Annotated in this window: 22 protein-coding genes and 1 tRNA gene; 8 read left to right on the plus strand and 15 right to left on the minus strand. The window is 72.1% G+C overall.

Going from position 1 to position 24,132, the window contains the following annotated elements; translation table 11 throughout:
• Positions 1 to 13 precede the first annotated feature (13 nt).
• Entirely contained in the window at positions 14 to 832 is an 819-nt protein-coding gene (gene otsB / locus H4J02_RS10915; protein ID WP_187674604.1) for a trehalose-phosphatase, read from the minus strand.
• Positions 802 to 2,286 carry an alpha,alpha-trehalose-phosphate synthase (UDP-forming) gene (gene otsA, locus H4J02_RS10920; protein ID WP_187674605.1) on the minus strand — a complete coding sequence of 495 codons (1,485 nt, stop codon included), beginning with the start codon at positions 2,284 to 2,286 and terminating at the stop codon, positions 802 to 804. The genes otsB and otsA overlap by 31 nt, the downstream gene beginning before the upstream one ends.
• Before the next feature lie 104 nt (positions 2,287 to 2,390).
• Here otsA and H4J02_RS10925 point away from each other — a divergent pair, with 104 nt between their 5' ends.
• A complete protein-coding gene (locus H4J02_RS10925; protein ID WP_187674606.1) occupies positions 2,391 to 3,272 on the plus strand; it encodes a sugar phosphate isomerase/epimerase in 882 nt (293 codons plus the stop codon).
• Between the two features lie 119 nt (positions 3,273 to 3,391).
• Here H4J02_RS10925 and H4J02_RS10930 read toward each other — a convergent pair whose 3' ends face one another.
• The 3 genes from H4J02_RS10930 to H4J02_RS10940 are packed head-to-tail and all read right to left on the minus strand — an operon-like array spanning position 3,392 to position 8,691.
• Complete coding sequence (locus tag H4J02_RS10930) at positions 3,392 to 5,179, minus strand: YhgE/Pip domain-containing protein (RefSeq protein ID WP_187674607.1); 1,788 nt, start codon at positions 5,177 to 5,179, stop codon at positions 3,392 to 3,394.
• Positions 5,176 to 8,127, minus strand: a complete 2,952-nt coding sequence (locus H4J02_RS10935) for an MMPL family transporter (protein ID WP_187674608.1) — start codon at positions 8,125 to 8,127, stop codon at positions 5,176 to 5,178. Before H4J02_RS10935 ends, H4J02_RS10930 begins: the two co-directional genes overlap by 4 nt.
• A 12-nt stretch (positions 8,128 to 8,139) precedes the next feature.
• On the minus strand, positions 8,140 to 8,691 hold the full coding sequence (locus H4J02_RS10940) for a TetR/AcrR family transcriptional regulator (protein ID WP_187674609.1): 552 nt from the start codon (positions 8,689 to 8,691) through the stop codon (positions 8,140 to 8,142).
• A gap of 159 nt (positions 8,692 to 8,850) precedes the next feature.
• Between H4J02_RS10940 and H4J02_RS10945 the strand changes: the two genes are divergently transcribed.
• The gene (locus H4J02_RS10945; protein ID WP_187674610.1) at positions 8,851 to 9,039 is read left to right on the plus strand and encodes a hypothetical protein; all 189 of its coding nucleotides are present in this window, start codon (positions 8,851 to 8,853) and stop codon (positions 9,037 to 9,039) included.
• Positions 9,036 to 9,671 (plus strand): hypothetical protein, encoded by a 636-nt coding sequence (locus tag H4J02_RS10950; RefSeq protein WP_187674611.1) that lies wholly within the window; start codon positions 9,036 to 9,038, stop codon positions 9,669 to 9,671. Before H4J02_RS10945 ends, H4J02_RS10950 begins: the two co-directional genes overlap by 4 nt.
• 45 nt (positions 9,672 to 9,716) lie before the next feature.
• Here the strand turns inward: H4J02_RS10950 and H4J02_RS10955 are convergent, their stop codons facing one another.
• The 5 genes from H4J02_RS10955 to H4J02_RS10975 form a co-directional block, all read right to left on the minus strand.
• The gene (locus H4J02_RS10955) at positions 9,717 to 10,427 is read right to left on the minus strand and encodes a FadR/GntR family transcriptional regulator (RefSeq protein ID WP_187674612.1); all 711 of its coding nucleotides are present in this window, start codon (positions 10,425 to 10,427) and stop codon (positions 9,717 to 9,719) included.
• Between the two features lie 105 nt (positions 10,428 to 10,532).
• A complete protein-coding gene (locus H4J02_RS10960) occupies positions 10,533 to 11,309 on the minus strand; it encodes a 3-oxoacyl-ACP reductase (RefSeq protein WP_222942174.1) in 777 nt (258 codons plus the stop codon).
• Positions 11,306 to 12,673: an aldehyde dehydrogenase gene (locus H4J02_RS10965; RefSeq protein ID WP_187674613.1), complete on the minus strand. Its 1,368-nt coding sequence runs from the start codon at positions 12,671 to 12,673 to the stop codon at positions 11,306 to 11,308. The genes H4J02_RS10960 and H4J02_RS10965 overlap by 4 nt, the downstream gene beginning before the upstream one ends.
• Positions 12,670 to 13,416, minus strand: coding sequence for a gamma-glutamyl-gamma-aminobutyrate hydrolase family protein (locus H4J02_RS10970; RefSeq protein ID WP_187674614.1), 747 nt, complete (start codon positions 13,414 to 13,416; stop codon positions 12,670 to 12,672). Before H4J02_RS10970 ends, H4J02_RS10965 begins: the two co-directional genes overlap by 4 nt.
• The gene (locus H4J02_RS10975) at positions 13,403 to 14,770 is read right to left on the minus strand and encodes a glutamine synthetase family protein (protein WP_187674615.1); all 1,368 of its coding nucleotides are present in this window, start codon (positions 14,768 to 14,770) and stop codon (positions 13,403 to 13,405) included. The genes H4J02_RS10970 and H4J02_RS10975 overlap by 14 nt, the downstream gene beginning before the upstream one ends.
• Before the next feature lie 191 nt (positions 14,771 to 14,961).
• Between H4J02_RS10975 and H4J02_RS10980 the strand changes: the two genes are divergently transcribed.
• On the plus strand, positions 14,962 to 16,515 hold the full coding sequence (locus H4J02_RS10980; protein ID WP_187674616.1) for an amino acid permease: 1,554 nt from the start codon (positions 14,962 to 14,964) through the stop codon (positions 16,513 to 16,515).
• 9 nt (positions 16,516 to 16,524) lie between these two features.
• Here the strand turns inward: H4J02_RS10980 and H4J02_RS10985 are convergent, their stop codons facing one another.
• From H4J02_RS10985 to H4J02_RS10995, 3 genes are all read right to left on the minus strand, one after another.
• Positions 16,525 to 17,841: an FAD-binding oxidoreductase gene (locus H4J02_RS10985; RefSeq protein WP_187674617.1), complete on the minus strand. Its 1,317-nt coding sequence runs from the start codon at positions 17,839 to 17,841 to the stop codon at positions 16,525 to 16,527.
• Positions 17,842 to 17,956: 115 nt separating this feature from the next.
• A complete protein-coding gene (locus H4J02_RS10990) occupies positions 17,957 to 19,198 on the minus strand; it encodes an alanine racemase (protein ID WP_187674618.1) in 1,242 nt (413 codons plus the stop codon).
• Positions 19,199 to 19,236: 38 nt separating this feature from the next.
• The gene (locus H4J02_RS10995) at positions 19,237 to 19,902 is read right to left on the minus strand and encodes a YitT family protein (protein ID WP_187674619.1); all 666 of its coding nucleotides are present in this window, start codon (positions 19,900 to 19,902) and stop codon (positions 19,237 to 19,239) included.
• A gap of 91 nt (positions 19,903 to 19,993) precedes the next feature.
• Between H4J02_RS10995 and H4J02_RS11000 the strand changes: the two genes are divergently transcribed.
• Entirely contained in the window at positions 19,994 to 20,473 is a 480-nt protein-coding gene (locus H4J02_RS11000) for an Lrp/AsnC family transcriptional regulator (protein WP_187674620.1), read from the plus strand.
• 59 nt (positions 20,474 to 20,532) lie between these two features.
• Here the strand turns inward: H4J02_RS11000 and H4J02_RS11005 are convergent.
• A tRNA-Lys gene (locus tag H4J02_RS11005) sits at positions 20,533 to 20,605 on the minus strand.
• A 47-nt stretch (positions 20,606 to 20,652) separates the two neighbouring features.
• Here H4J02_RS11005 and H4J02_RS11010 point away from each other — a divergent pair.
• The gene (locus tag H4J02_RS11010) at positions 20,653 to 21,162 is read left to right on the plus strand and encodes a peroxiredoxin (RefSeq protein ID WP_187674621.1); all 510 of its coding nucleotides are present in this window, start codon (positions 20,653 to 20,655) and stop codon (positions 21,160 to 21,162) included.
• Here the strand turns inward: H4J02_RS11010 and H4J02_RS11015 are convergent.
• Entirely contained in the window at positions 21,159 to 22,169 is a 1,011-nt protein-coding gene (locus H4J02_RS11015) for a YafY family protein (protein WP_187674622.1), read from the minus strand. The genes H4J02_RS11010 and H4J02_RS11015 overlap by 4 nt on opposite strands.
• Positions 22,170 to 22,230: 61 nt before the next feature.
• Between H4J02_RS11015 and H4J02_RS11020 the strand changes: the two genes are divergently transcribed.
• Positions 22,231 to 23,322, plus strand: coding sequence for an ATP-binding cassette domain-containing protein (locus H4J02_RS11020; RefSeq protein WP_187674623.1), 1,092 nt, complete (start codon positions 22,231 to 22,233; stop codon positions 23,320 to 23,322).
• Positions 23,319 to 24,110: an ABC transporter permease gene (locus H4J02_RS11025; protein WP_187674624.1), complete on the plus strand. Its 792-nt coding sequence runs from the start codon at positions 23,319 to 23,321 to the stop codon at positions 24,108 to 24,110. Before H4J02_RS11020 ends, H4J02_RS11025 begins: the two co-directional genes overlap by 4 nt.
• Positions 24,111 to 24,132 lie beyond the last annotated feature (22 nt).

The following is a 24,132-nucleotide window of genomic DNA, read 5'->3' on the forward strand; positions in this document are numbered from 1 at the left end:
CGCGGGCCGGAGGTCACTGCTCGTGGACGTCGCCCTCGCGGAACGTGGCGAGCGCCGCGAGCACCTCGGCCACATCATCCGGGCCCGGAACACGGTAGGAGGCGAGCGTGGCCCCTTCCCCCGACTTGAGCCCGAGGTCGTGCGGCTGGAGGGCGTCGAAGGCGTCCTCGTCGGTCACGTCGTCGCCCGCGTAGAACACGGCGTCGGCCGCGACGTAGCGGCGCAGGTGCTCGATCGCCTCGCCCTTCGTCGTCGAGCGCACGGCGAACTCGAGCACGTTCTTGCCCTCGCGGATGGTGAGGTCGTCGAGCTCCGCCTGCGCCTCGCGCAGCGCCACGAGGTGCGCGAGGCGGGAGTTCTCATCCGTCGCGAGGCGCGTGTGGAGCGCGAAGCCCGCGGGCTTGGTCTCGAGCCACACGTCGTCGATCGAGTCGGCGACCTGGCTCAGCACCTCCTGCAGCACGTCGACGCGCTCGAGCTCGGCGGTGTCGAGCGAGACGCGGTCGTTCGGGTCGTCGAGGCGCAGCTCGATCCCGTGCGAGCCGACGAGCAGCACGTCGTCGGGCAGGTCCGACACCTCGATGAGCGAGCGCAGCGAGCGGCCCGAGACGAGCGCGACGCGCGTGTTCGGCAGGGCACGGAGCCGCAGCACCGCGGCACGCGCCTCGGGGAGCGCTCGGGCCTTCTCGGGCGAGTCGACCTCCGGCGCGAGGGTGCCGTCGAAGTCGAGCGCGACGAGCAGTCGGCGCACCCGGGCGAGCTCGCGGAGCGCTCCGACGAGCGCCTCCGGCAGCGGCCCCGTCACGAGCGCGGCGGGCGCTCGATCGTCCATTCGAGCGCGTCGAGCGGCTCCGCGCCGCCCCATCCGATGCGGGCGCGACTGCCGTCGAGCGTCGCGAGGAAGGTGTCCGACCAGTGGTTCACGTCGTTCTCCGCGACCTTCTTGCGCAGCGACCGCATCCGCTTCCGCCGCTCCTGGCGGGGCATCTCGATGGCGCGCAGGATCGCGTCCTTGACGCCGTCGATGTCGTGCGGGTTGACGAGGAGCGCGGCGCGCAGCTCGTCGGATGCGCCCGTGAACTCGGACAGGATGAGCACCCCGTCCTCGTCGGCGCGCGCCGCGACGTACTCCTTCGCGACGAGGTTCATGCCGTCGCGCAGGGCCGTGACGAGCATGACGTCTGCCGCGACGTAGAGGGCCGCCATCTCCTCGCGCGGGAAGCCGTGATGCAGGTAGCTGATCGCCTGGTGGCTGATGGTGCCGAAGTCGCCGTTGATGCGGCCGACCGTGAGCTCGATCTCGTCGCGCAGCTGACGGTAGCTCTCGACGCGTTCGCGCGACGGCGTCGCGACCTGCACGAGGGTGACGTCCTCGACCGAGAGCCGGCCGTCTTCGAGCAGCTCTCCGTAGGCCTTGAGCCGGTGGCCGATGCCCTTCGTGTAGTCGAGGCGGTCGACGCCCAGCAGGATCGTCTTCGGGTTGCCGAGGTCGTGGCGGATCTGCGCCGCGCGCTCCTGCACGTCAGGGCGTGCCGCGAGTTCCTCGAAGCTGCGCGTGTCGATCGAGATGGGGAACGCCCGCGCGATGACGCGACGCGATGCGCCGCCGTCCACGCCCGGCACGTCGATGTACGGCGTCTTCGTCGCGTAGCCCTTGAGGCGGCGCACGGCGCGGGAGAAGTTGCCCGCGTCGGCGACGCGCTGGAAGCCCACGACATCCGCTCCGAGCAGTCCGTCGACGATCTGGGTGCGCCAGGGCAGCTGCGAGAAGATGCCGTACGCGGGGAACGGGATGTGGTTGAAGAACCCGATGAGCAGGTCGGGCCGCCGCTCGCGCAGCATCGCCGGCACGAGCTGCAGCTGGTAGTCCTGCACCCACACGGTCGCCGCGTCGTCGGAGATGCGCGCGACGGCGTCGGCGAAGCGGCGGTTGACCTGCACGTAGCGGTCCCACCACTCGCGGTGGTAGCTCGGCTGCGCGATGACGTCGTGGTAGAGCGGCCACAGGGTGTCGTTGCTGAAGCCCTCGTAGTAGAGCTCGAGGTCGGACTCGGACAACGGCACGGGCACGATGCGGATGCCGGCGTTGTCGAAGGGCTCGAGGTCGACGTCGGCCTGCCCCGCCCAGCCGACCCATGCGCCGTCGGCGGCACGCATGACGGGTTCGAGCGCCGTGACGAGGCCCCCCGGAGACTGCTTCCAGCTCGCGTTGCCGGCCTCGTCGACCACGCGGTCGACCGGGAGACGGTTGGACACGACGACGAAGCTGTAACGCTCGTCGGACATGGCCACCACGGTACACGGGCCGCGGGCGACACCCCGGGGGCTTGCGCTTTGGGGCTTGCTGTGACTTCATGCGACGGACATATTCGGGAGCTACCGTGGAGAACATGATCTCGGTCGGCATGAGCACGACGTGCGTCTACCCGTTCGCGGTCGAACACGCCTTCCGCATCGCGCGCCTGGCCGGCTTCGACTCGATGGAGATCATGGTCACGAACGATCCGGTGACCCAGGATGCCGAGAAGCTGCTCGAGATCAGCGACCGCTACGGCCTCCCGATCTCCGCCATCCACGCCCCCGTGCTGCTGCTCACGACCTTCGTGTGGGGCCGCGACCCGCAGGTGAAGCTCGAGAAGTCGGGCGAGCTCGCGGCGGCGGTCGGCGCGGACACCGTCGTCGTGCATCCGCCGTTCCGCTGGCAGTCGGGCTACGCGCAGAACTTCGAGCGCATCGTGCGCCAGACGGCGCAGAACTCGGGCGTCAAGGTCGCGGTGGAGAACATGTTCCCGTGGACCGTGCGCGGCCGCAGCATGAAGGCCTACGCGCCCTCCCCCGACCCGCTCGACCTCGACGTCGACCACATGACGCTCGACTTCTCGCACGCCTCGCTCTCGGGGCGCGACAGCCTCGAGATGGCGATGGCGATGGGCGACAAGCTCACCCACATCCACCTGTGCGACGGCGCGACCGCGGCCGCGGACGGCGCGATCCTCGACGAGCACCTGCTGCCGGGCGAGGGCACGCAGCCCGTCGCCGAGACGCTGCAGTACCTCGCGGGCCGGGGGTGGAACGGCAGCGTCGTCGCCGAGGTTAACGTGCGCCAGGAGAAGGACGAGCAGTACCGCCTCGACAAGCTCGTGCAGACGGTCTCGTTCGCGCGCGAGCACCTGAGCCAGGAGCACGCGACGCGCGAGCCGATCCCGATGCGCGAGCTGCCGCTCAAGATCCGCCAGGCACGCCGAGCCGAGAAGCGCGCCGCGCGCGGCTGACCCGCATCACGACCGCGGTCCCTGCGCCGGCCCGCTACGCGCCCCGGCCCGTCCGCGAGAGTACGTACTTTTCCCGCGAATGGGGCCGAAACGGGCGAAAAGTACGTACTCTCGCGGACCTAGGCAGCGGGGAGGAGCATGCGGAGCACGGATGCGCGGCGCGCGCGGCGGATGACGACGCGGCTCAGCAGGAGGCTCAGCAGGCCGAACGCGGCGAGGCCGAACGCGCTGCCGACCGCGAGGCCGGCGTCGCCGCCCGCGACGATCTGCTGCAGGCCCGTCGTGGCCCAGCCGAGCGGCATCACCTGGCCGAGCCACGCGAACGGTCCCGCGAGGGCCTGACTCGGCAGCACGCCGCCGACGGACGCGAGCTGCACCGCGAGCAGCAGGAGCGAGATCACGAGACCCGCGCGGCCGAGGCCGACCGTGAGCAGCTGGTGGAAGGCCGTGAACGCGAGTGCCGCGACGAGCGCGAAACCGAGTGTCGCCGGCAGCAGGGCCCACGACACCTCCGCCGCGATGTGCAGCAACAGCACGAGCAGCAGCGCCTGCACGGCCGCGACGGCGCCCGCGCGCAGACTCTCCGAGCCGATGACGCGACCCGAGCCCGCGGTCGACGCGAGCACGCGCCGGCTGAGGCGCGGCAGCACGAGGAAGATCGCGAGCGCGCCCACCCACAGTCCGAGCGGCACGAAGTAGGTGCCGATGATCTGGCCGAGCTGCGTGACCGCGTTCTGCGTCGTGACCTCGAGGCCGACGGGGTCCGCGGCGACCTCGGCGGCATCCGTCGACGGCGCCTCGCCGCCCCCGCCGAGCATGTCGGCGCCCTCGCGGAGGCCCGAGGCGAGCTCGGTCGCACCAGTCGCGAGCTGCGCCGTGCCGTCGGCGAGCCCCAGGGCGCCAGCGTCGAGCGTCGCGCCGTTAGAGGCGAGCTGCGCGGCCCCGTTCGCCGTCTGGGAGATGCCCGACGACAGCTGGCCGAGCGAGCCGGCGCCCGCGGCGAGCGCGGAGCCGTTGCCCGCGATCGTCGCGAGGCCGCCGCTCAGCTGCTGCAGGTTCTCGAGGTAGGGCGCGAGGGTCGGGTCGGCCGCGAAGCGCGGGTCGGCCGCCATGTTCTGCGCGAGCGCCGTGAGGCCGCCCGAGATCTGCGAGACGCCGCCCGCGTAGCCCTGGATGCCGGCGCCGAGGTCGCCGAGGCCCGCGGTCTGCTGGCGCATCGTCTGCAGGCCCGAGCTCAGGCGCGAGACGCCGTCTGTGTACTGGTCGAGTCCCTCGGCGAACTGCTGGGCGCCCGAGGCCGCCTGCGTCGCGCCGTCGGCGAGCTGCTCCGCGCCGTCGGCCGCCTGGCCGAACGCCTCGCCGACCGAGCCGAACTGCGTGTAGATGCCCGCAATGTACTGCTTCGTGAGCTCCGAGCCGAAGGCGCGCACCATGCCGTCGCCGAGCGACTGCGCGACCGTGCCCGCGAGGTAGGAGTGGGCGTCATCCGTCTCGAGGCGCAACTGCGCCTGCACGGGGTCGGTGCTCTGCAGCGAGACGACCGACTCGGAGAAGTCGGACGGGATCGTGAGCACGGCGTACACCTCGCCCGCCGCGAGCTTGTCTGCCGCCTCCTCGGCATTCGAGAGCTGCCAGTCCATGCCCGGCGAGTCGGAGCCCGTGAGCTCGGTCACGAGCAGGCGCCCCGCGAGCACGACGTTCTCGGTGCCGTCGTCGGCGGTCTGGGTGACCATCTCGTCGGCGTTCACGATCGCGGCGGGGATGCGGTCGATGCCCGTACCGGTGTCGCTCAGCGCGGCCATCGTGAGGCCCGCGAAGGAGAGCGGGACGACGGCCGCTCCCACGATCGCGAGCACGCGCGTCCAGCGCCGGCGGCGGCGCGGGGCGGGGATGTCGAGGGCGCTCATCGGACGGCTCCTTCGGTGAGGGCGGCGGGTCGGTAGTGGCCGACCGGGCGGGAGAGGACAGGCGGTGCGACGCGGTGCGCGTCGGCGGCGCCGATGACGACGGTCGTCGACGCGGGCGCGAGGCGGTCGGCGGCCGTGAGGAACGCGGCGCCCCCGTCGTCGCCCGGCAGCGGGTCGACGGAGTCGAGCACGACGACGGGCGTGCGCTCGGCGAGGGCGATGCCGAGGGTCGCGACGCCGCGCTCGACGGGCGGCAGGGAGGCGAGCGTCGTCGACCAGCCGACCACGGCATCCGAGCCGGATGCGGCGATGACGTCGCGGATGCGGGCCACCCACGCGCGGGCGCGGCGGCGGGCAGTGAAGGCGCCGTGCCAGGGGCCGGTGAGCCGCAGGCGCTCGGCGAGCAGCTCGCCGAGCGGCAGCTCGCCCTCGCGCGCGGCACCGCCGAACTCGGCGAACGACACGCGGCGCGCGACGTGCGAGGCCTCGCTCGGGAGCGGGCGGCCGGCGACCTGGGCGCGGCCCTCGACGGCCGGGAGGCGTCCCGCGACGGTCGCGGCGAGCATCCGGCGACGGGCCGCCTCGCCGCCCACGAGCGCGATCGAACCCGCGGGCACGCGCCCGTCGTAGGGACCGATGCGGGTGTCGCCGACGCCGCCGACGAGCGCCTCGAGGGTCACGGCGTCGCCCTCGGCGACGCGCGCCTCGGCCCACGCGAGGTCGTCGAGGTGGGCGCGCAGGCCCTCGCCCTCGACGTCGACGTCGGGCAGCAGGCGGTCGAGCCAGCGCGGCAGGTACCAGGCGTGGCGCCCGAAGAGCGCCATGACGGCGGGCACGAGCGTCATGCGGATGAGGAACGCGTCGACCGCGACACCGACCGCGAGGCCGAGGGCGATGACCTTGATCATCGACATGCCCTCGGGCACGAACGCCGCGAAGACGAAGAACATGATGAGCGCCGCCGCCGTGACGACCCGGGCGGCGCCCGCGAAGCCGAGCGAGATGGCCTGCCGCGGCGTCGCTCCGTGCACGTACGCCTCGCGCATGCCCGAGACGAGGAACACCTCGTAGTCCATCGCGAGCCCGAAGAGGATCGCCATGAGCAGGATCGGCATGAAGCTCAGGATCGGGCCCGGCACGACGTCGAGCGCCTCCGCGCCCCAGCCCCACTGGAACACCGCGACGACCACGCCGAACGACGCGAACACCGACAGCAGGTAGCCGAGCGCCGCCTTGAGGGGCACGACCACCGAGCGGAAGACCATCATGAGCAGCAGGATCGAGAGCCCCACGACGACGAGGCCGAACGGCAGCAGGGCCTCGTTCAGGCGCTCCGACACGTCGATCGCGACGGCCGTCGCCCCCGTCACGGCGATCGGGGTGTCGAACTCGCGCTCGATCGCGGGCGCGAGGTCGCGGATGTGCTCGACGAGCGCCGTCGTCTCGGGGTCGGAGGGGCCCGTCTCGGGGATCACCTGGATGATCGCGGTATCGACGGTCTCGTTCGGGATGGGCGTGCCGACGGATGCGACGCCCGGCACGTCGGCGAGCTCGTCGGCGATCGCATCGAGGTCGTCGAGCACGTCGGTCGTCTGCGTGATGTCGACCGTCACGACGAGCGGGCCGTTGCGGCCCGGCCCGAACGCCTCGGCGAGCAGGTCGTACGCCCGGCGGGAGGTCTCCTCCTCGGAGTAGCTGCCGCCGTCGGGCAGCGCGAGCGCGAGCTGCGTCGCGGGGATCGCGGCGACGCCCAGGAGGGCGACGACGGCGAGGATGAAGACGACGGGCGCCTTGAGCACGAGCGCGACCCAGCGCTCGCCGAGCGTGCGGCGGCGCGTGTGGGCGGGGCTGGCATCCGCATCCGCCGTGTCGCGGGCATCCTCGTGCGCGTCCTGTGCGTGCGCGTCCTGGGCGAGCGCGCGGAGGGCCGAGCGGGAGCCGGGCTTCGGGGCGAGGCGGTCGCCGAGCAGGCCCATGATCGCGGGCAGCAGCGTGACCGCGGCGGCCATCGCCATGAAGACCGCGAACGCGGCCGTGACGCCCATGAGCCCGAGGAACGGGATGCCGACGATGAGCAGGCCGACGAGCGCGATCATGACCGTGACGCCCGCGAACACGACCGAGCCGCCCGCGGTGGCGACGGATGTGGCGGCCGATTCCTCGGGGTCCGTGCCGTGGGCGAGCTGGTTGCGGTGCCGCGACAGGATGAAGAGCGCGTAGTCGATGCCCACCGCGAGGCCGATCATGAGCGCGAGCATGGGGGTCGTCGTCGAGAGGGTTGTGAAGGCCGCGAGCCCGAGGATGCCGCCCATCGAGACGCCGAGCGCGACGAGCGCTGTGAGCAGCGGCAGGCCCGCGGCGAGGAGGGAGCCGAACGTCACGATGAGCACGAGCGCCGCGAACACGACGCCGACGACCTCGATGATCGAGAGCCCGAAGTGGAAGGCCTGGAAGACCTGGCCGCCGTACTCGACCTGCACGGTGCTCGAGGCGAGCTCGTCGCCCACCGCCTGAACGTCGGCGAGGGCCTCATCGGAGACCTCCTCGCTCGCGCCCGAGAACTGCACCTGGATGACGGCCGTCATGCCGTCGTCGCTCACCGCGTCGGTCGCGTACTCGCTGAACGGCGAGATCGCGTTCTCGACGCCCTCGACGTCGCCGAGCTCGGTCGCGACGCGCTCGATCTCGTCCTCCAGCTCGGCGATGGGCGCATCCGTCGAGTGCACGACGATCTGGCCGCTCGCGCCCGAGGTCTGCGGGAAAACGGCGGCGAGGCGGTCGATCGCCTGCTGCGACTCGGTGCCGGGGATCTTGAACGAGTCCTGCATCGTGCCGCCGAGCGCGAGGCCGCCGACGACCGTGCCCGCGGCGAGCAGCACCCACGCGATGAGCACGGGGACGGCGCGCCGGTAGGCGAAGCGTCCGATGCGGGAGAGCAGGATGGCCATGGCGCGGTCTCCTTAGGCGGCGGTCACGGGGGCGAGCAGCTCGCCGAGGATGCGGATGAGGGACTCGCGCAGCTGCGCGTCGTCGGGCGAGCCGTCGGGCAGGTAGGCGCCGCTCTGCGCGAGCAGGTAGGCGGCGCCGCCGAGCGCGACGGCGAAGCGCACCTGGTCGTCGACGGACTGTTGCGGGCGTGCATCCGCGATCTGGCGGATGAGCTCCTGGGCGCGTGCGACGACGGGCACGTCGACGAGGGCGCCCGACTGGGTGATGAAGATCTGCGCCGCGAGGCGGTGCTCGAGCAGCAGATCGACGAACTCGACGAGGAAGGCCTGGCGCTCCTCGTCGGTTCCGGCGAGCTGGGCGGTGCGCGGCAGGATCGCGCCGAGCTGCTCCATCGCGGGGCTCAGGGCGGCGTCGAGCAGGGCCTCCTTGGAGGCGAAGTGGTAGAGCACGCTCGCCTTGGAGACGCCGGCGCGGTCGGCGATCGCCTGGATCGAGGTGCCGAGGTAGCCCGCCGCGGCGAACTCCTTCAGGGCCACGTCGCGGAGCTCGGATGCTGTCGTCACCTGATCGACGCTAACTGACCGATCGGTCAAGAGCTGACCGATCGGTCAAACTCTGGGGTGACATTCAGCCAATACGCACCTCGCGCGCTCGGCGCAACCCCCGCGCGGGCCCGTGTGCGGGCGGGGTAGCGTGGGCGGAGGCCGAAGGAGGGTCACACCGTGCGCAAGTTCATCTTCAACACGAGCGTTCTCAGCTCCCTCTTCGGGGCCGTCGGAGTCGTGCAGGCCACCCGCAAGGGGCCGCGCGACTGGCGCCTCATCCTCATGTGGGTCAGCTGGGCCTGCTCGGTCGCGATCGCCGTCGGCACCGTCGTCGAGGAGTCGAAGAGCAAGGAACTGGAGTGGTGATGTACGGATTCGGTGGATTCAACGGGTTTCTGCACTTCATCAGCTCGGTCGCCCAGGTGCTCGGCGCGCTCCTCATCGCCGCCGTCTTCATCGGCGTGACCGTGCTGCTCGTGCGCTTCCTCATCGTCGGCACGCGCGCCGCGCAGCTCTACGTCGACCGCCACGGGCCCAAGAAGCCCGAGCCCGGGGCCGGTCCCGGCGACTACCGCCCCGAGCCGCCGAAGCCGGCGCCCGCCAGCGCCGCCGCGAGCCCGGATGCGACTCCCGCGAGCCCGTCCGCGCCCGCGGCCCCGGCAGCCGGCGCCTCCCCCGCCTCGAGCTCGCCCGCATCCGCTCAGACCCCGCCGACCGCGACCGCTGTGCCTGCTGCGCCGGCGAACGACGAGGGCGCCGACCCCGAGGACGCCGGGGCGAAGGCCGACCCCGACGCGATCGCGACGCCGGCGCCCAAGTCGGCCGCCTCGCACGCCTCGGCATCCGCGACGACCCTCGTGCCGGACGCGAAGCCGCCGGTCTCGCGCGTCTCGGCCGCGAAGCGCGTGCCCGCGCCCAAGCCCGCCGCCGAGCCGAAGCCCGCCGCCGCGCCCAAGCCCGCCACGAAGCGCACCCCCAAGACGCCGCCCGCGGTCTGACCTGCCTCGTTCGTTCGGAGGACGACGTGGCGGGGGGTGCCGCGCTCAGGCGAGGAAGCCGCGCAGGAGCGCCGCGGAGCCCTCGAGATGCTCGCGCATGGCCTCCTCGGCGCCCGCCGCGTCACCCGCGAGGATCGCGAGCACGATCGCCTCGTGCTGACGGTTGGAGTGCTCGATGTTGCGCGCGAGCAACGGGAAGCTGTCGAGCAGCTCGTTGACGCGCGTGCGGTTGTCGGCGATGAGGCCCACGAGCGACGGCACGCCCGCGATCTCCGCGATGCCGAGGTGCAGCCGCGAGTCGAGGCGGCGGTAGTCCTCGGGCGCGGATGCCTGCACCTCGGCGAGGCGCGTCCACAGCGAGGCGCGCTCCGCCGCACCGAGCTCCCGTCCGGCCGCGAGCCGCGCGGCACCGCGCTCGAGCACCGCGCGGATGCCGACGAGATCGTCGAGCTCGCCCGGTCCGGGCGGGGTCGCATCGGTCGAGGTGGGGAGCGGGTTCGCGACGAAGGTGCCGCCGTAGCGACCGCGCTTCGAGGTGAGGTAGCCGGCATCCGCGAGCTCCTTGATGGCCTCGCGCACGGTGTCGCGGCTCACCGAGAAGCGCAGTGCGAGCTCGCGCTCGGAGGGCAGCGCCGCGCCCGGCGCGACGACGCCCAGCCGGATCGTCTGCATGAGGCGCGAGACGGTCTCCTCGAGCGAGTTCCCCGCCCGCACGGGGCGGAAGACGAGGTCGTGCACGAGCGAGTTCTCATCCATCAGCAGCCACCTCCCTTCCGTCGCGATTCTGCCTGCTCCGCTCCGCGGCGCGACCACGCTCGTGCCGCGGAGCGGCCGCGCCGCGGATCATCGCGGCGCCAATAATCACAGCGGGGTCACATACGCCGACGAGATGCCGCCGTCGACGAGGAAGGTGGACGCCGTGATGAAGCTCGCGTCGTCGCTCGCGAGGAACGCGACGGCGGCGGCGAGCTCCTCCGGCTCGGCGAAGCGGCCGATCGGCACATGCACGAGGCGGCGCGCGGCGCGCTCCGGGTCCTTCGCGAAGAGCTCCTTGAGCAGGGGCGTGTTGACGGGCCCCGGGCACAGGGCGTTGACGCGGATGCCCTGGCGCGCGAACTGCACGCCGAGCTCGCGCGTCATGGCGAGCACGCCGCCCTTCGACGCCGTGTAGGAGATCTGCGACGTGGCCGACCCCATGACGGCGACGAACGACGCCGTGTTGATGATGGACCCCTTGCCCGCGGGCACCATGTGGCGGAGGGCCGCGCGCGAGCACAGGTAGACGCTCGTGAGGTTGACGCGCTGCACGCGGTCCCACGCGTCGAGGTCGGTCGTCTCGATCGAGTCGTCGTCGGCGGGCGAGATGCCCGCGTTGTTGAAGGCGATGTCGACGGAGCCGAGCTCGGATGCCGCGGTGTCGAAGAGCGCGTCGACCTGCGCCCTCTCGGCGACGTCGACCGGCACGAAGAGGCCGCCCACGGCATCCGCGGCCGCCTGGCCCGTGGTGGGGTCGAGGTCGCCGATGACGACCTTCGCGCCCTCGGCGGCGAAGCGCTTCGCCGTGGCGAGGCCGATGCCGCTCGCGCCGCCCGTGATGACGGCGACGCGGCCGGCGAGGCGTTGGGTGAGGTCGATCATGCGGTGCTCCCTGTGTAGAAGAAGACGTTCTTGGTCTCGGTGAAGGCGAGCGGAGCATCCGGACCGAGCTCGCGGCCGAGCCCGGATGCCTTGAAGCCGCCGAAGGGCGTCGTGTAGCGCACCGAGGAGTGCGAGTTCACGCTGATGGTGCCCGACTCGACGCCCCGGGCCACGCGGATGCCGCGGGCGAGGTCGTTCGTCCAGATCGAGCCGGAGAGGCCGTAGATCGAGTCGTTCGCGAGGGCGATCGCGTCGGCCTCGTCGTCGAACGGCAGCACCGTGACGACGGGCCCGAACACCTCGTCGCTCGCGATGCGCGCCGCGCGGTCGGCGAGCACGACGGTCGGCGCGAACCACCAGCCGGGCCCCTCGGGCGCGCTGCCGCGGAACGCGACGTCGACGGAGTCGTCGAGGAAGGATGCGACGTGGTCGCGGTGGGCGGCCGACACGAGGGGCCCCATCTCCGTCGCCTCGTCACCCGGCGCCCCCACCCGGAACGCCTTCACAGCGGGCTCGAGCAGCTCGAGGAAGCGGTCGAGCACGCTGCGCTCGACGAGCAGGCGGCTGCGGGCGCAGCAGTCCTGGCCGGCGTTGTCGAAGACGGAGCCCGGCGCGGTGGCCGCGGCGCGCTCGAGATCGGCATCCGCGAACACGATGTTGGCGCTCTTGCCGCCGAGCTCGAGCGTCGAGGGCTTGAGGCGCTCGGCGCAGCCCGCGGCGACGCGCGCGCCCACCTCGGTCGAGCCCGTGAAGACGACCTTGCCGACGTGCGGGTGCGTCACGAACCGCTCTCCCACGACCGAGCCGCGGCCCGGCAGCACCTGGAACAGCCCCTCCGGCAGCCCCGACTCGAGCGCGAGCTCGCCGAGGCGGATGGCGGTGAGCGGCGTCCAGTCGGCGGGCTTGAGCAGCACGGCGTTGCCCGCCGCGAGCGCGGGCGCGAAGCCCCACGATGCGATCGTCATGGGGAAGTTCCACGGCACGATGACCCCGATGACGCCGATGGGCTCGTGGAAGGTCACATCGAGCCCGCCCGCGACGGGGATCTGCTGCCCGATGAGGCGCTCGGGCGCCCCCGCGTAGTAGTTCAGGACGTCGCGCACGTGGCCCGCCTCCCAGCGGGCCGAGGAGATCGGATGCCCCGAGTTGCGCACCTCGAGCAGGGCGAGCTCCTCGACGTGGTCGTCGACGACCGCGGCGAAGCGCCGCAGGGCCGCCGCCCGGTCGGCGGGGGCGAGCGCCGCCCATCCCCGCTGGGCCGCCCGGGCGCGCTCGACGGCCTCCTCGACCTCCTCGAGGCTCGTGTGCCGCACCTCGCCGATGACCTGCTCGGTCGCCGGGTCGATGAGCGTCGTGCTGCTCATGCCGCTCCTCTCGTCGCTCGATACTGGCGGGCCGCCTCGACGAGTCCGGCGAACAGGCGCGCGTCCTCGACGGCGTCCTCCTCCGGGTGCCACTGCACGGCGACGCCGAACGGGTGGTCGGGCAGCTCGACGGCCTGAACCACGCCGTCGTCGCTGCGCGCCGTGACGACGAGGCCATCGCCGAGCTCGTCGACCGCCTGGTGGTGGTAGCTCTTGACGCCGATCGTCTCCTCGCGCACGAGCTCGGCGAGCCTCGAGCCCGCATCGATGCCGACCTCGTTGACCGTGAACACGCCCCCGCCCGCGTTGTAGCGGTTCGAGCCCACGACATCCGGCAGGTGCTGGATGAGGCTGCCGCCGCGCGTCACGTTGAGCACCTGGAGCCCTCGGCAGATGCCGAGGAACGGCACGCCCTGCGCGATCGCGCCCGACAGCAGCGCGTCCTCCCACGCGTCGCGGTCGCGCCGCGGCTCGTCGGTCGTCGGATGCGGCTCCTGGCCGTAGCGCGCGGGGTCCACATCCTTGCCGCCCGTGATGATGAGGCCGTCGAGCGTGCCGAGCACGGTGAGCGCGATCTGCGGGTCGACCGGCTGCGGTGGCAGCAGCACGGGGATGCCGCCCGCGCGGTACACGGCCTCGAAGTAGACCTTGGGCAGGAACGCGGCCTGCACGTCCCACACGCCCTGCTGGGCCCGCTCGAGGTAGGTCGTGAGGCCGACGACGGGTCGCTCAGAACCGCTCAAAGTTGCGCACCCTCTCCCAGTCGGTGACGGCCGATTCGAACGCGGCGAGCTCGACGCGCGCGTTGTTGAGGTAGTGGTCGACGACGTCGTCGCCGAAGGCCTCGCGCGCCACGGCGGATGCCGAGAACAGCTCGGCGGCCTCGCGCAGCGTCGAGGGCACGCGCGGCGCCCCCGAGGTGTAGGCGTTCCCCGCGAGGAGCGGTTCGAGCTCGAGCTCGTTCTCGATGCCGTGCAGGCCGCCCGCGATGATCGCGGCGACCGCGAGGTAGGGGTTCACGTCGCCGCCCGGCACGCGGTTCTCGACGCGCAGCGAGCGACCGTGCCCGACGACGCGCAGGGCGCACGTGCGGTTGTCGAGACCCCACGCGACGGCGGTCGGCGCGAAGCTGCCCTCGGCGTAGCGCTTGTACGAGTTGATCGTCGGCGCCGAGAAGAGCGTGAGCTCGCGCATCGTCGCGAGGATGCCCGCGATCCAGTGCTCCATGAGGGGCGAGAAGCCGTGCTCGCCGTCGCCCGCCATGACGGGCGTGCCGTCGGCGGCGTCGACCACCGAGAGGTGGATATGGCACGAGTTGCCCTCGCGCTCGTTGAACTTCGCCATGAACGTGAGCGACTTGCCGTGGGCGTCGGCGATCTCCTTCGCGCCGTTCTTGTAGATCGTGTGGTTGTCGCACGTCGCGAGGGCCTCGGTGTAGCGGAAGGCGATCTCCTGCTGCCCGAGGTTGCACTCGCCCTTGACGCCCTCGCAGTAGAGTCCCGCGCCCTCCATGCCGAGGCGGATGTCGCGCAGCAGGGGCTCCATCCGTGTGGACGCGAGCAGCGCGTAGTCGATGTTGTAGTCGGATGCGGGGGTCAGGTCGCGATAGCCCTTCGCCCAGGCCTCGCGGTAGGAGTCGTCGAACACGATGAACTCGAGCTCGGTGCCGACGAGCGCCGTGAGCCCGCGCTCGGCGAGGCGCTCGAGCTGCGCCTGCAGCACGGCGCGGGGGCTCTGCACGATGGGCGTGCCGTCGAGGTTCTCGAGCGACGCCATGACGAGTGCCGTGCCGGGAAGCCACGGGATGCGGCGCAGCGTGTCGAAGTCGGGCTTCAGCACCATGTCGCCGTAGCCCGTCTGCCAGCTCGAGAGGCGGTAGCCGTCGACCGTGTTCATCTCGACGTCGACGGCGAGGAGGTAGTTGCACGCCTCCGCGCCGTGCTCCGCGATCTCCTCGAGGAAGAGGCGGCTGCCCACGCGCTTGCCGACGAGACGGCCCTGCATGTCGGGGAAGGCGACGATGACGGTGTCGACCTCGCCCGCCGCGATGAGGGCCTCCAGCTCGCCGAGCTCGAGGTTTCCGGAGCGAACCGCCATGACTCTCCCCTCGTCGGATCGGCCCTCGACCCGACCATTACACCCTAGGTGTCGCCGCCCGTTTCCAGCGAGGCGTCACGAGATGTTTACGCCCAAAGGTAGACATCAGGTACCAAACAGCGCCATCCTCTTCCCCAAGCGTGGACGCCGGAGTCCCGACGCGTCCATACCCCCACTGCGGAAGGACCCCCATGGCAGAGCAGAAGAAGGTGGGCGGCGTCACCTACACGAGCGCCGGATCCGAGTACTTCGAGAAGCGCAAGCTCAAGCGAGCGGCCGGGGTGTGGGGCCTGTGGGGCCTCGCGGTCGCGGCCGTCATCTCGGGCGACTTCTCGGGCTGGAACTTCGGCATCGACTTCGCAGGCTTCGGCGGCATGCTCATCGCCTTCGTGATCCTCGTGGCGATGTACTACGGGCTCATCTTCTCGATCGGCGAGATGTCGTCGGCGATGCCGCACACGGGCGGCGCCTACTCGTTCGCGCGAAGTGCCATGGGTCCGTGGGGAGGCCTCATCACGGGTCTCGCCGAGACGATCGAGTACGTCGCGACGACCGCCGTGATCGTGTTCTTCTCCGCGCAGTACCTCAACGGGGTGACGACGATCCTGTTCAGCTTCGACCTGTCGGAGAGCATGTGGATCTGGTGGATCATCCTCTACCTCGCCTTCATCGCCCTCAACGCATCCGGCGCCAACATCTCGTTCAAGTTCGCGATCGTCGTGTCGATCATCTCGATCGGCATCATCCTCGTGTTCTCGGTGATGGCGGCGTTCTCGGGCGCCTTCAGCTGGGACTCGCTGTGGAACATCGAGGCCGACCCCGACGTCGCGGGCTCGTCGACGTTCCTGCCCAACGGGCCGCTGCCGATCCTCTTCGCGCTGCCGTTCGCGATGTGGTTCTTCCTCGGCATCGAGGAGCTGCCGCTCGCGGCGGAGGAGTCGCACAACCCCGTCAAGGACATCCCGCGCGCGGGCCTCTGGGCGCGCGGCACCCTCATCGTCACCGGCCTGCTCGTGCTGTTCCTCAACACGGGCGTGCTCGGGGCGGAGGACACGGGCGTGTCGGCCGAGCCGCTGCTCGACGGGTTCCGCGCGATCGTCGGCGACACGTGGGCCGCGGTGCTGGGCCTCTTCGCCCTCATCGGCCTGCTCGCATCCCTGCAGGGAATCATGTTCGCCTACGGCCGCAACATGTACTCGCTGTCGCGAGCCGGCTACTACCCGAAGTTCTTCTCGCTCACGGGCAAGCGCAGCACGCCATGGGTCGCGCTCGTGATCGGCGCCGTCATCGGCTTCGTCGCGCTCGTCGTGCTCGACGTGCTCTCGCGCGTCAACACGGATGCGGGGGCCGTCGCGGGGGCGATCGTGCTCAACATCGCCGTGTGGGGCGCCGTGCTCGCCTACCTGCTGCAGATGATCTCCTTCATCATCCTGCGCCGCCGGTACCCGAACGCGAAGCGTCCGTACGTGAGCCCGTGGGGGGTGCCCGGCGCGGTCATCGCGGCCGTCATCGCGGCGCTCATCTTCGTCGGCTTCCTGCTCAATGAGACGTTCCAGCCCGCGATCGTGGCGATCGCGATCGTCTACGTGCTCATCCTCATCGGCTTCGCGGTGTGGGGCCGCAACCGCCTCGTGCTCTCGCCCGAGGAGGAGTACGCCCTCTCGGGCGGGCTGCACGGCGACCCGCAGAAGGAGGGCTACGACGCCATGGAGGGCGAGGTCTTCGAGGGCGAGCCGCGCGCGTAGTGGGAGGCGCTACACGATGTTGTGGTTCCGCGCGAGCAGGTTCTCCGGGTCGTACCGCCGCTTGACAGCACGCAGGCGCTCGAGGGTCGCCGGCGGGTAGATGAGCGGCAGCACGCTCGGGTCGCCCTTCTCCACGAAGTTGCCGTAGGTGCTCGTGATGCGGGCGCGCATGGGCTCCCACGGGGCCGCAGCTGCCTCGACGAGCTCGGGGGCGGCATCCGGGGGCAGCATCACGACGCGGAACAGCATGACCTCGCGGTCGCGCACGGCGAAGGCCGTGGCATCCGGATCGACGCGCGCGAATGCGCCGCCGAGGTACCGGACGGATGCCACGGTCGGCGCCTCGAAGCTCCGCACGGCCGCCGTGTAGTCGGCGATGACGTCGTCGTCGAAGTCGGCGAGGCCGTGACCGCCGACCATCGTGACGGGCGGCGGCGACATGGCCTCCTCGACGAGGTCGCTGTACGGGCGCCGGGAGATGTCGGAGCCCGTGACGCCCGGCAGTGCGAGGAGCGGTGCGATGGCAGCGAGCGCGGCTGCCTCGTCGTCGCCCGCGTAGCAGACGATGAGCTGCGCGCTGGGGGGCACGTCGGGGCCCATCGCGGGCAGTGCGAGGAAGGTGGCCGAGAGCTCGTCGGGCGCCTCGCGCATGGCGTCGCGCCACGCGCGCAGGGCACCCGCGAGGTCGTCGAGGGCGAGGCTGATGTGGCCGCCGACGACCGCGGGCAGGCGCGTCGCGCGGAACGTGAAGTGTGTGGCGACGCCGAAGTTGCCTCCTCCGCCGCGAAGCGCCCAGAACAGCTCGGGCTCCGAGTCGGCGGATGCCGTGACGTAGCGCCCGTCGGGCAGCACGATGTCGGCGGCCTCGAGGATGTCGATCGTGAGGCCGACGGCGCGCACGAGCCAGCCCATGCCGCCGCCGAGGGCGAGGCCGCCGACGCCCACGTCGCGGGTGTCGCCCGAGGTGATGACGAGGCCGTGCGGGGCGAGCGCCGTGGCGACCTCGCCCCACGTCGCGCCCGTGCCGACGCGGACGGTGCCGTCGTCGTGCACCTCGATCGAGTCGAACGCCCTCATGTCGATGACGAGACCGTCGGGGTTGGGGAACGCCTTCGCGCCGTGGCCGCCGGAGCGCACCGAGACGGGCAGGCCGTGCTCGCGGGCGAGACGCAGCGCATCCGCCACCTGCTCGGGGGTGGTGGGCCGCACGATCGCGGCGGGGTCGCCCGCGCCGAAGTACACGGGGCGGACGTCTTCGTAGGCCGCGTCGCCCGGGAGCAGGATCTGCGCATCCGTGGCGTCGCGGAGGGCGGTCAGGTCGGTCATGTGGTGGTTCCTCTCGTGACGGGGGGCCACGCTACTCGCGGGGGGCGACAGCGCAACAGGGTTTCGACACGCTCGCCGCGCTCGCTGCTCAACCAGCGGTGTTCGCGCGGTCGTTTCAGAACACGGTCGCCGCGAACCCGACGACCCGCGGGTCGGGGCCGCGCGCGTCGTCGACCTCGGGCACGAGGCGCCAGCGATCGAAGGCACCGCAGGGATGCGAGATGCCGAGCAGCACGACGTCGCCCACAGCGGGCCCGGCATCCGTCGGCACCGCGACGATCGCGTGCTGGTCGTTGAGCGCCGTGACGCGCGCGCCCGGGAGCGCGCGTCCGTCGGCGGCGCCGAGCACGACGGGGAGATCGTAGTCGTAGGGCACATCGCGCTTGCCGGCGTCGAGCACCGCGAGCCCGGGCTCCGGCCGCGAGATGACGCGCGCGAAGACGGTGAGCGCGGGAGCGAGCGGCAGCCCCGCGGTCTGCGCGTAGAAGACGTCGTCGTGCGCCTGGAACGCGCCCGACCGCAGCACGATGCGGGCACGCCCCGCAAGCGGCGCGAACTCCTCGGCGACGACGTCGAACCATGTCGAACCGCCCGCCGACACGATGGGGTCGTCGAGGTCGTGCGCGGTGAGCACGGCATCCGCGAGGGCCGCGAGCGAGCCCAGATACCCCCTCACCCGAGCGACCGTCGACGGCTCGCGATCCGATCCGTAGCTGCCCTCGTAGCCCGCGACGCCGCGCAGCCGCAGCCGCGGGGTGGCGGCCACGGCATCCGCGACCGCGAGCGCCGCCTCGGCGCCCCGCGCGCCCGCACGACCGCCCGCGTCGCCGAGCTCCACGAGCACGTCGATGGGCCGCTGGCCCGGCGTCGCCGCGAGCCGCGCGACGCCCTCGATCGAATCGACCCAGCACGCGAGCTCGAGCTCCGGATGCGCGTCGAGCTCCGCCGCGATCCACGCCGCCCCGACGGGGTCGACGATCTCGTTCGCGATGAGGATGCGGTCGACCCCCGCCGCACGCGCCACCTGCGCCTGCCACGGCGTCGCGAGGGTGAGGCCCCAGCATCCGGCGTCGAGCAGGCGCCGCCACAGCGCGGGCGCCATCGTCGTCTTGCCGTGCGGCGCGAGCAGCATCCCGCGCTCGGCCGCCCACGCCGTGAGCGCCGCGACGTTCGCATCGGATGCCGCCCGGTCGAGCACGAGCAGCGGCGTCGCGAAGGCGCCCACCGGATGGCGTTCGGCGGCGACCTCCGAGGCTCGCCTCCCCCACAGGGCGGGCGGCACCGACTTGTGCACGACGCCGAGCACCGGATCGAGCATCGGATCGAGGTCGAGCGCAGACTCGGCGGACGTCGTCATGCGCCCATCGTCGCAGGCAGCGGCGCCGACGTCAGCGCTCAGTACCCCAGGTACCGCTCGGGCCGGTGGTTGAGCACGAGACTCACGTTGAGCACGACGACGCCGAGCGCCGACACGAGCACGAGCAGCGGCTCGACCGCGAAGAGCGAGCCGAGCACGACGAGCCCGTCGAGCACCATGAGCGTGTAGCCGGCGCGGAAGCCCGTGCGCTCCTGCAGCACGAGCGCCGCGATGTTGAAGCCGCCGAGGCTCGAGCGGTGCCGGAAGATGACGACGACGCCCACGCCGACGACGAGGTTGCCGACGAGCGACGCGAAGAGCGGATGCAGCTCGAGACCGCCGAGCACCCCCGGCAGCCCGTACACGGCGCTCAGCACCGCGACGAGCACGATCGTGCCGGCCGTGCGCAGCGTGAAGCTCCAGCCCTTGCGGCGCACAGCGACCACGAAGAACGGCAGGTTCACGAGCACGAAGATCACCGGGTACGGCAGCCCTGTGAGGTAGCCGACGAGCAGCGCGAGCCCCGCCGTGCCGCCCGTGACGACACCCGCCGCGTGCAGCATGTAGAGCCCGAGCGACACGAGCACGCTGCCCGTGATGAGGCCGACGACGTCTTCGAGGGGCGTGTGGCGGTGGGGCACGGGCGTGACGACGGCATCCGGGGTGACCGCGGATGCGGGGGCGGAGGCGGATGCGGCGGGCATGTTCCGATGGTCGCCGCGCCTCCGCATGGAGCGCAACAAAGCACGCCGAGGTTGGTACGGTTGCTCGACAACACGACGCGAGGTGAGCAGAATGACCACTCCCGCATCCATCGACGCGACCGACGCTCGCATCCTCGCCGCCCTCGACGAGGACCCGACCGCGACCGCGCTCGCCCTCTCGCGCAGCCTCGGCCTCGCGCGAAACACGGTGCACGCGCGCCTGCGCCGCCTCGAAGGCGGCGGCGCGCTCGGCCCCGTGAGCCGCCGCGCGCGCCCGTCCGCGCTCGGCTACCCGCTCGTCGCGTTCATCGAGATCGCCATCAGCCAGGGCACCCTGCGCGAGGCGTACGGCGCGCTCGCAGACATCCCCGAGATCGTGGAGATGCACGCGACGACGGGCGCCGCCGACCTGCTCGCGAAGGTCGTCGCGCGCGACACGGCCGACCTGCACCGCATCACGACGATGCTGCTCGAGATCGAGGGCGTGCAGCGCACGAGCACCGCGGTGTCGCTCGAGGAGGTCGTGCCGCCGCGCATGGCTCCGCTGCTCGCGCGGCGCGTGGAGGGGTAGCGGCACCGTGCACCGGCAACGAGAAAGCCCCACCTCTCAGGATGAGGCGGGGCTGTCAGTACACCCCCCGGGACTTGAACCCGGAACCCACTGATTAAGAGTCAGTTGCTCTGCCAATTGAGCTAGAGGTGCGCGGCCCGAATTACCGGGCCGAGGAACAAAGATAGCATGACCGCGACATGACTTCGAACGCGCGCTCTTCCGACCCGGCATCCGCTCCCGTCCGCCTCGAGGAGGGCACGGTCGCACCCGACTTCACGGTCGTCGACCAGCACGGCGAGCCGTTCACGCTCTCGCAGCTGCGCGGCCGCAAGGTCATCCTCTACTTCTACGGCGAGGCCGGCACCCCCGCGTGCACGGGCCAGGCGTGCGACTTCCGTGACCGTCTGGACGCCTTCACCGAGGAGGGTTACACGGTCGTCGGCGTCTCGCGCGACGAGGTGCCCGCGATCGCGAAGATGGCGAGCGACGAGCACCTCACCTTCACGCTGCTCTCCGACCCCGACCGCCACGTGCACGGCCTCTACGGCACGTTCGGCACGAAGCTGCTCTACGGTCGCGAGGTGCAGGGCGTCATCCGCGCGACCTTCGTGATCGACGAGCAGGGTGTCATCGAGCGGGCCTTCTACAACATCAAGGCGACGGGTCACGTCGCGATGCTGCGCAAGCGGCTGGGGCTCGCGGTCTAGCCGACGGGCACGCCACCCGGCCGAGCGGGCTTCGGCGTCGGCGGCGCGTCGAGCGCCCGCAGCATCCGCCCGAGCAGCTCGCGCAGCTCCGAGCGCTGCGGCTCCGCGAGGTCGACCGTGTACTCGGCCCCTGCCGGGATCCACGACAGACCGAACATGGTCTCGCGCACGTCGCTGCCGCCGACCGGCCAGCGCGTCCGGCCGTCGCCCTCGGGTGTCGAGCCCTGCGCCCACTGCCCCATGTACGCGCGGAAATCCTCGATGCCGATGTCGATCACCGCATCCGTCTCGACGGGTGTTCGGGTCCACGACATCGCGACGACGATGAACTCCTCGACCTGCTCGGGCGTCAGTGGTCGCGGCTTCGCGAGCACGCGCGTGTGCTGGATGTCGCTCAGCCGGTCGACCCGGAACGTGCGCCAGTCGTCGCGGTCGAGGTCCCAGCACAGCAGGTACCAGTGGCGGTCGGCGGGCGCGAGGGTGTGCGGCTCGACGCGGCGCACCGACTCCTCCCCCGCCGCCGAGACGTACCGCATCCGGATGCGCTCGTGGTCACGGCAGGCGAGCGCGAGCTGGGCGAGCACCTCGGTGTCGACCGCGGAGCCGGATGCGACGCCCGTCGGCTGCACGCTCGCCGCGATCGCCTCGACCCGGCGCCGCAGCGCGGGCGGGAGCACCTGCTGCACCTTCGCGAGCGCCGTGAGGGTCGTGTCGGGTCCACCGACGAGACGCTGGGTGGCGGCGACGCGAAGGCCGACGGCGATCGCGACGGCCTCCTCGTCGCCGAGCAGGAGCGGCGGGAGCGCGGCACCGGCCTCAAGGCGGTAACCGCCTGCCGCGCCGGGGAGCGACTCGATGCGGTAGCCGAGGTCGCGCAGCCGCTCGACGTCGCGGCGCACCGTGCGCTCCGTCACCCCGAGGCGCTCGGCGAGCTCGGGGCCGGGCCAGTGCCGGTGCGTCTGCAGCAGGTCGAGGAGCGCGAGGGCGCGGGCCGTCGTGTCGGACATGCGCCTATCCTCCTCCGGCTCGAGGACAGAATCTGTCCGGGTTGCTTCCTAGCCTGGCCGCATGACCACCGCACAGATCATCGAGGCCGAGGGCCTCACCAAGAGATTCACCGTCAAGAAGGCCACGGTCGACGCCGTCACCGACCTCACCTTCCAGGTCGCGCCGGGCGAGCTCGTCGCGTTCCTCGGGCCGAACGGCGCCGGCAAGTCGACGAGCCTGCGCATGCTCACGACCCTCATCCCCCCGACCGCCGGCACGGCGCGCGTCGTCGGCCACGACATCCTGCGCGACCCCGCGGGTGTGCGCGCCCGCATCGGCTACGTCGGCCAGCTCACGAGCGGCAGCTTCGCCCAGCGCGTGCGCGACGAGCTGCTCGCGCAGGGCGCGTTCTACGGCATGGGCCGCGCCGCGACCGTCAAGCGGGCCGACGAGCTCATCGAGTCGCTCGACCTCGCGAGCTTCGCGACCCGCACGGTGCAGCAGCTGTCGGGCGGCCAGAAGCGCCGGCTCGACATCGCGCTCGGGCTCATGCACGCCCCGCCGCTGCTGTTCCTCGACGAACCGTCGACGGGGCTCGACCCGCAAAGCCGCGCCAACCTGTGGGAGCACATCCTGCGGGTGCGCGCCGACCACGGCACGACCGTCTTCCTCACGACGCACTACCTCGAGGAGGCCGACCGCTTCGCCGAGCGCGTCATGGTCATGGACCGCGGACGCGTCATCGCCGACGACACGGCCGCGCGCCTCAAGGCGACCCTCGCGGGCGACGTCATCACGCTCGGGTTCGCGGATGCCGCCGACGCCGAGCGCGCGATGGCGGTCGTGCAGGCGCTCACCGATCGCGAGGTGCGCCGCGACGACGCCACGACGGTCGGCGTGACCGTGCCCGAGGGCGAGAGCCTGCTGCCGACCGCGATCCGGCGGCTCGACGCGGAGGGCATCGCGGTGCGCACGGCGACGGGCGTGCCGCCCACCCTCGACGACGTTTTCCTCGCCCTCACGGGTCGCACGCTGCGCGAGGCGGGCGAGGGCGACCAGGCGCCCGAGGGCGAGACGGATGCCGCGTCCGCCTCCGAGCGCGACCCCGGCGACGCGACCGCGGCATCCGGAACCCCCACCCAGACCACCACCCCGACGGGAGCAGCACGATGACCACCACCGAGACCCCCACGCGCACCGCGGTGCGCCCCAACGTCGTGCGCGACACCCGCAACGTGCTCGTGCGCGAGCTGCGGCCGGTCGCACGCGACCCGTTCACGCTCATCTTCAGCCTGCTGCAGCCGCTCGTCTTCCTCGGGCTGTTCGGGCCGCTGCTCGTCGGCCAGTCGGGCGGCGCGGTCGGCGAGACGCTGCAGTGGTTCGTGCCGGGCGTGCTGGTCATGATCGTGCTGTTCGGCACGGGCGCGACGGGCTCCAACCTGCAGTACGAGATGATGACGGGCTCGCACGAGCGCACGCTCGTGGCGCCCCTGTCGCGCTCGTCGCTGCTCGTGGGCCGCGCGCTCAAGGAGATCGCGCCGATCGTCGTGCAGGCGCTCGTGATCGTGCTCGTCGCGTGGCCGTTCGGCTTCGCGATCAACGGCGCCGGGCTCGTCGCGGGGCTCGCGCTCCTCGCGGTGTTCGGCGTGGGCCTCGGCTCGCTCAGCTACGCGCTCGCCCTCGCTACGAAGGACCGCGAGTGGCTGTTCTGGGGCGTGCAGCAGTCGCTCATCTTCCCGCTGCTCATCCTCTCGGGGATGCTGCTGCCGCTCGACGCGGGCCCGGCCTGGATGCAGGCGGTCGCGACCGTCAACCCGGTCAACTGGATCGTGCAGGCCGAGCGCGCCCTGCTCGCGGGCGGCTTCGGCGAGCCCGAGGTGCTGTGGGGCGTCGTCGCCGCACTCGCCGTCGCCGTCGTCGGGCTGCTCGTCGGCATCCGGGCGATGCGCCGCAGCAGCTGACCACCCCGTCGAGGCCCTGCCC

It is taken from the genome of Protaetiibacter sp. SSC-01, from assembly GCF_014483895.1.
In the GTDB taxonomy this organism is placed as follows: Bacteria; Actinomycetota; Actinomycetes; order Actinomycetales; family Microbacteriaceae; genus Homoserinibacter.

Bases quoted from the DNA above. Each gene is read 5' to 3' on its own strand.
- otsB (WP_187674604.1), bottom strand. From the start codon at position 832: ATGGACGATCGAGCGCCCGCCGCGCTCGTGACGGGGCCGCTGCCGGAG.
- otsA (WP_187674605.1), bottom strand. From the start codon at position 2,286: ATGTCCGACGAGCGTTACAGCTTCGTCGTCGTGTCCAACCGTCTCCCG.
- H4J02_RS10925 (WP_187674606.1), top strand. From the start codon at position 2,391: ATGATCTCGGTCGGCATGAGCACGACGTGCGTCTACCCGTTCGCGGTC.
- H4J02_RS10930 (WP_187674607.1), bottom strand. From the start codon at position 5,179: ATGAGCGCCCTCGACATCCCCGCCCCGCGCCGCCGCCGGCGCTGGACG.
- H4J02_RS10935 (WP_187674608.1), bottom strand. From the start codon at position 8,127: ATGGCCATCCTGCTCTCCCGCATCGGACGCTTCGCCTACCGGCGCGCC.
- H4J02_RS10955 (WP_187674612.1), bottom strand. From the start codon at position 10,427: ATGGATGAGAACTCGCTCGTGCACGACCTCGTCTTCCGCCCCGTGCGG.
- H4J02_RS10960 (WP_222942174.1), bottom strand. From the start codon at position 11,309: ATGATCGACCTCACCCAACGCCTCGCCGGCCGCGTCGCCGTCATCACG.
- H4J02_RS10965 (WP_187674613.1), bottom strand. From the start codon at position 12,673: ATGAGCAGCACGACGCTCATCGACCCGGCGACCGAGCAGGTCATCGGC.
- H4J02_RS10975 (WP_187674615.1), bottom strand. From the start codon at position 14,770: ATGGCGGTTCGCTCCGGAAACCTCGAGCTCGGCGAGCTGGAGGCCCTC.
- H4J02_RS10980 (WP_187674616.1), top strand. From the start codon at position 14,962: ATGGCAGAGCAGAAGAAGGTGGGCGGCGTCACCTACACGAGCGCCGGA.
- H4J02_RS10985 (WP_187674617.1), bottom strand. From the start codon at position 17,841: ATGACCGACCTGACCGCCCTCCGCGACGCCACGGATGCGCAGATCCTG.
- H4J02_RS10990 (WP_187674618.1), bottom strand. From the start codon at position 19,198: ATGACGACGTCCGCCGAGTCTGCGCTCGACCTCGATCCGATGCTCGAT.
- H4J02_RS10995 (WP_187674619.1), bottom strand. From the start codon at position 19,902: ATGCCCGCCGCATCCGCCTCCGCCCCCGCATCCGCGGTCACCCCGGAT.
- H4J02_RS11000 (WP_187674620.1), top strand. From the start codon at position 19,994: ATGACCACTCCCGCATCCATCGACGCGACCGACGCTCGCATCCTCGCC.
- H4J02_RS11010 (WP_187674621.1), top strand. From the start codon at position 20,653: ATGACTTCGAACGCGCGCTCTTCCGACCCGGCATCCGCTCCCGTCCGC.
- H4J02_RS11015 (WP_187674622.1), bottom strand. From the start codon at position 22,169: ATGTCCGACACGACGGCCCGCGCCCTCGCGCTCCTCGACCTGCTGCAG.
- H4J02_RS11020 (WP_187674623.1), top strand. From the start codon at position 22,231: ATGACCACCGCACAGATCATCGAGGCCGAGGGCCTCACCAAGAGATTC.
- H4J02_RS11025 (WP_187674624.1), top strand. From the start codon at position 23,319: ATGACCACCACCGAGACCCCCACGCGCACCGCGGTGCGCCCCAACGTC.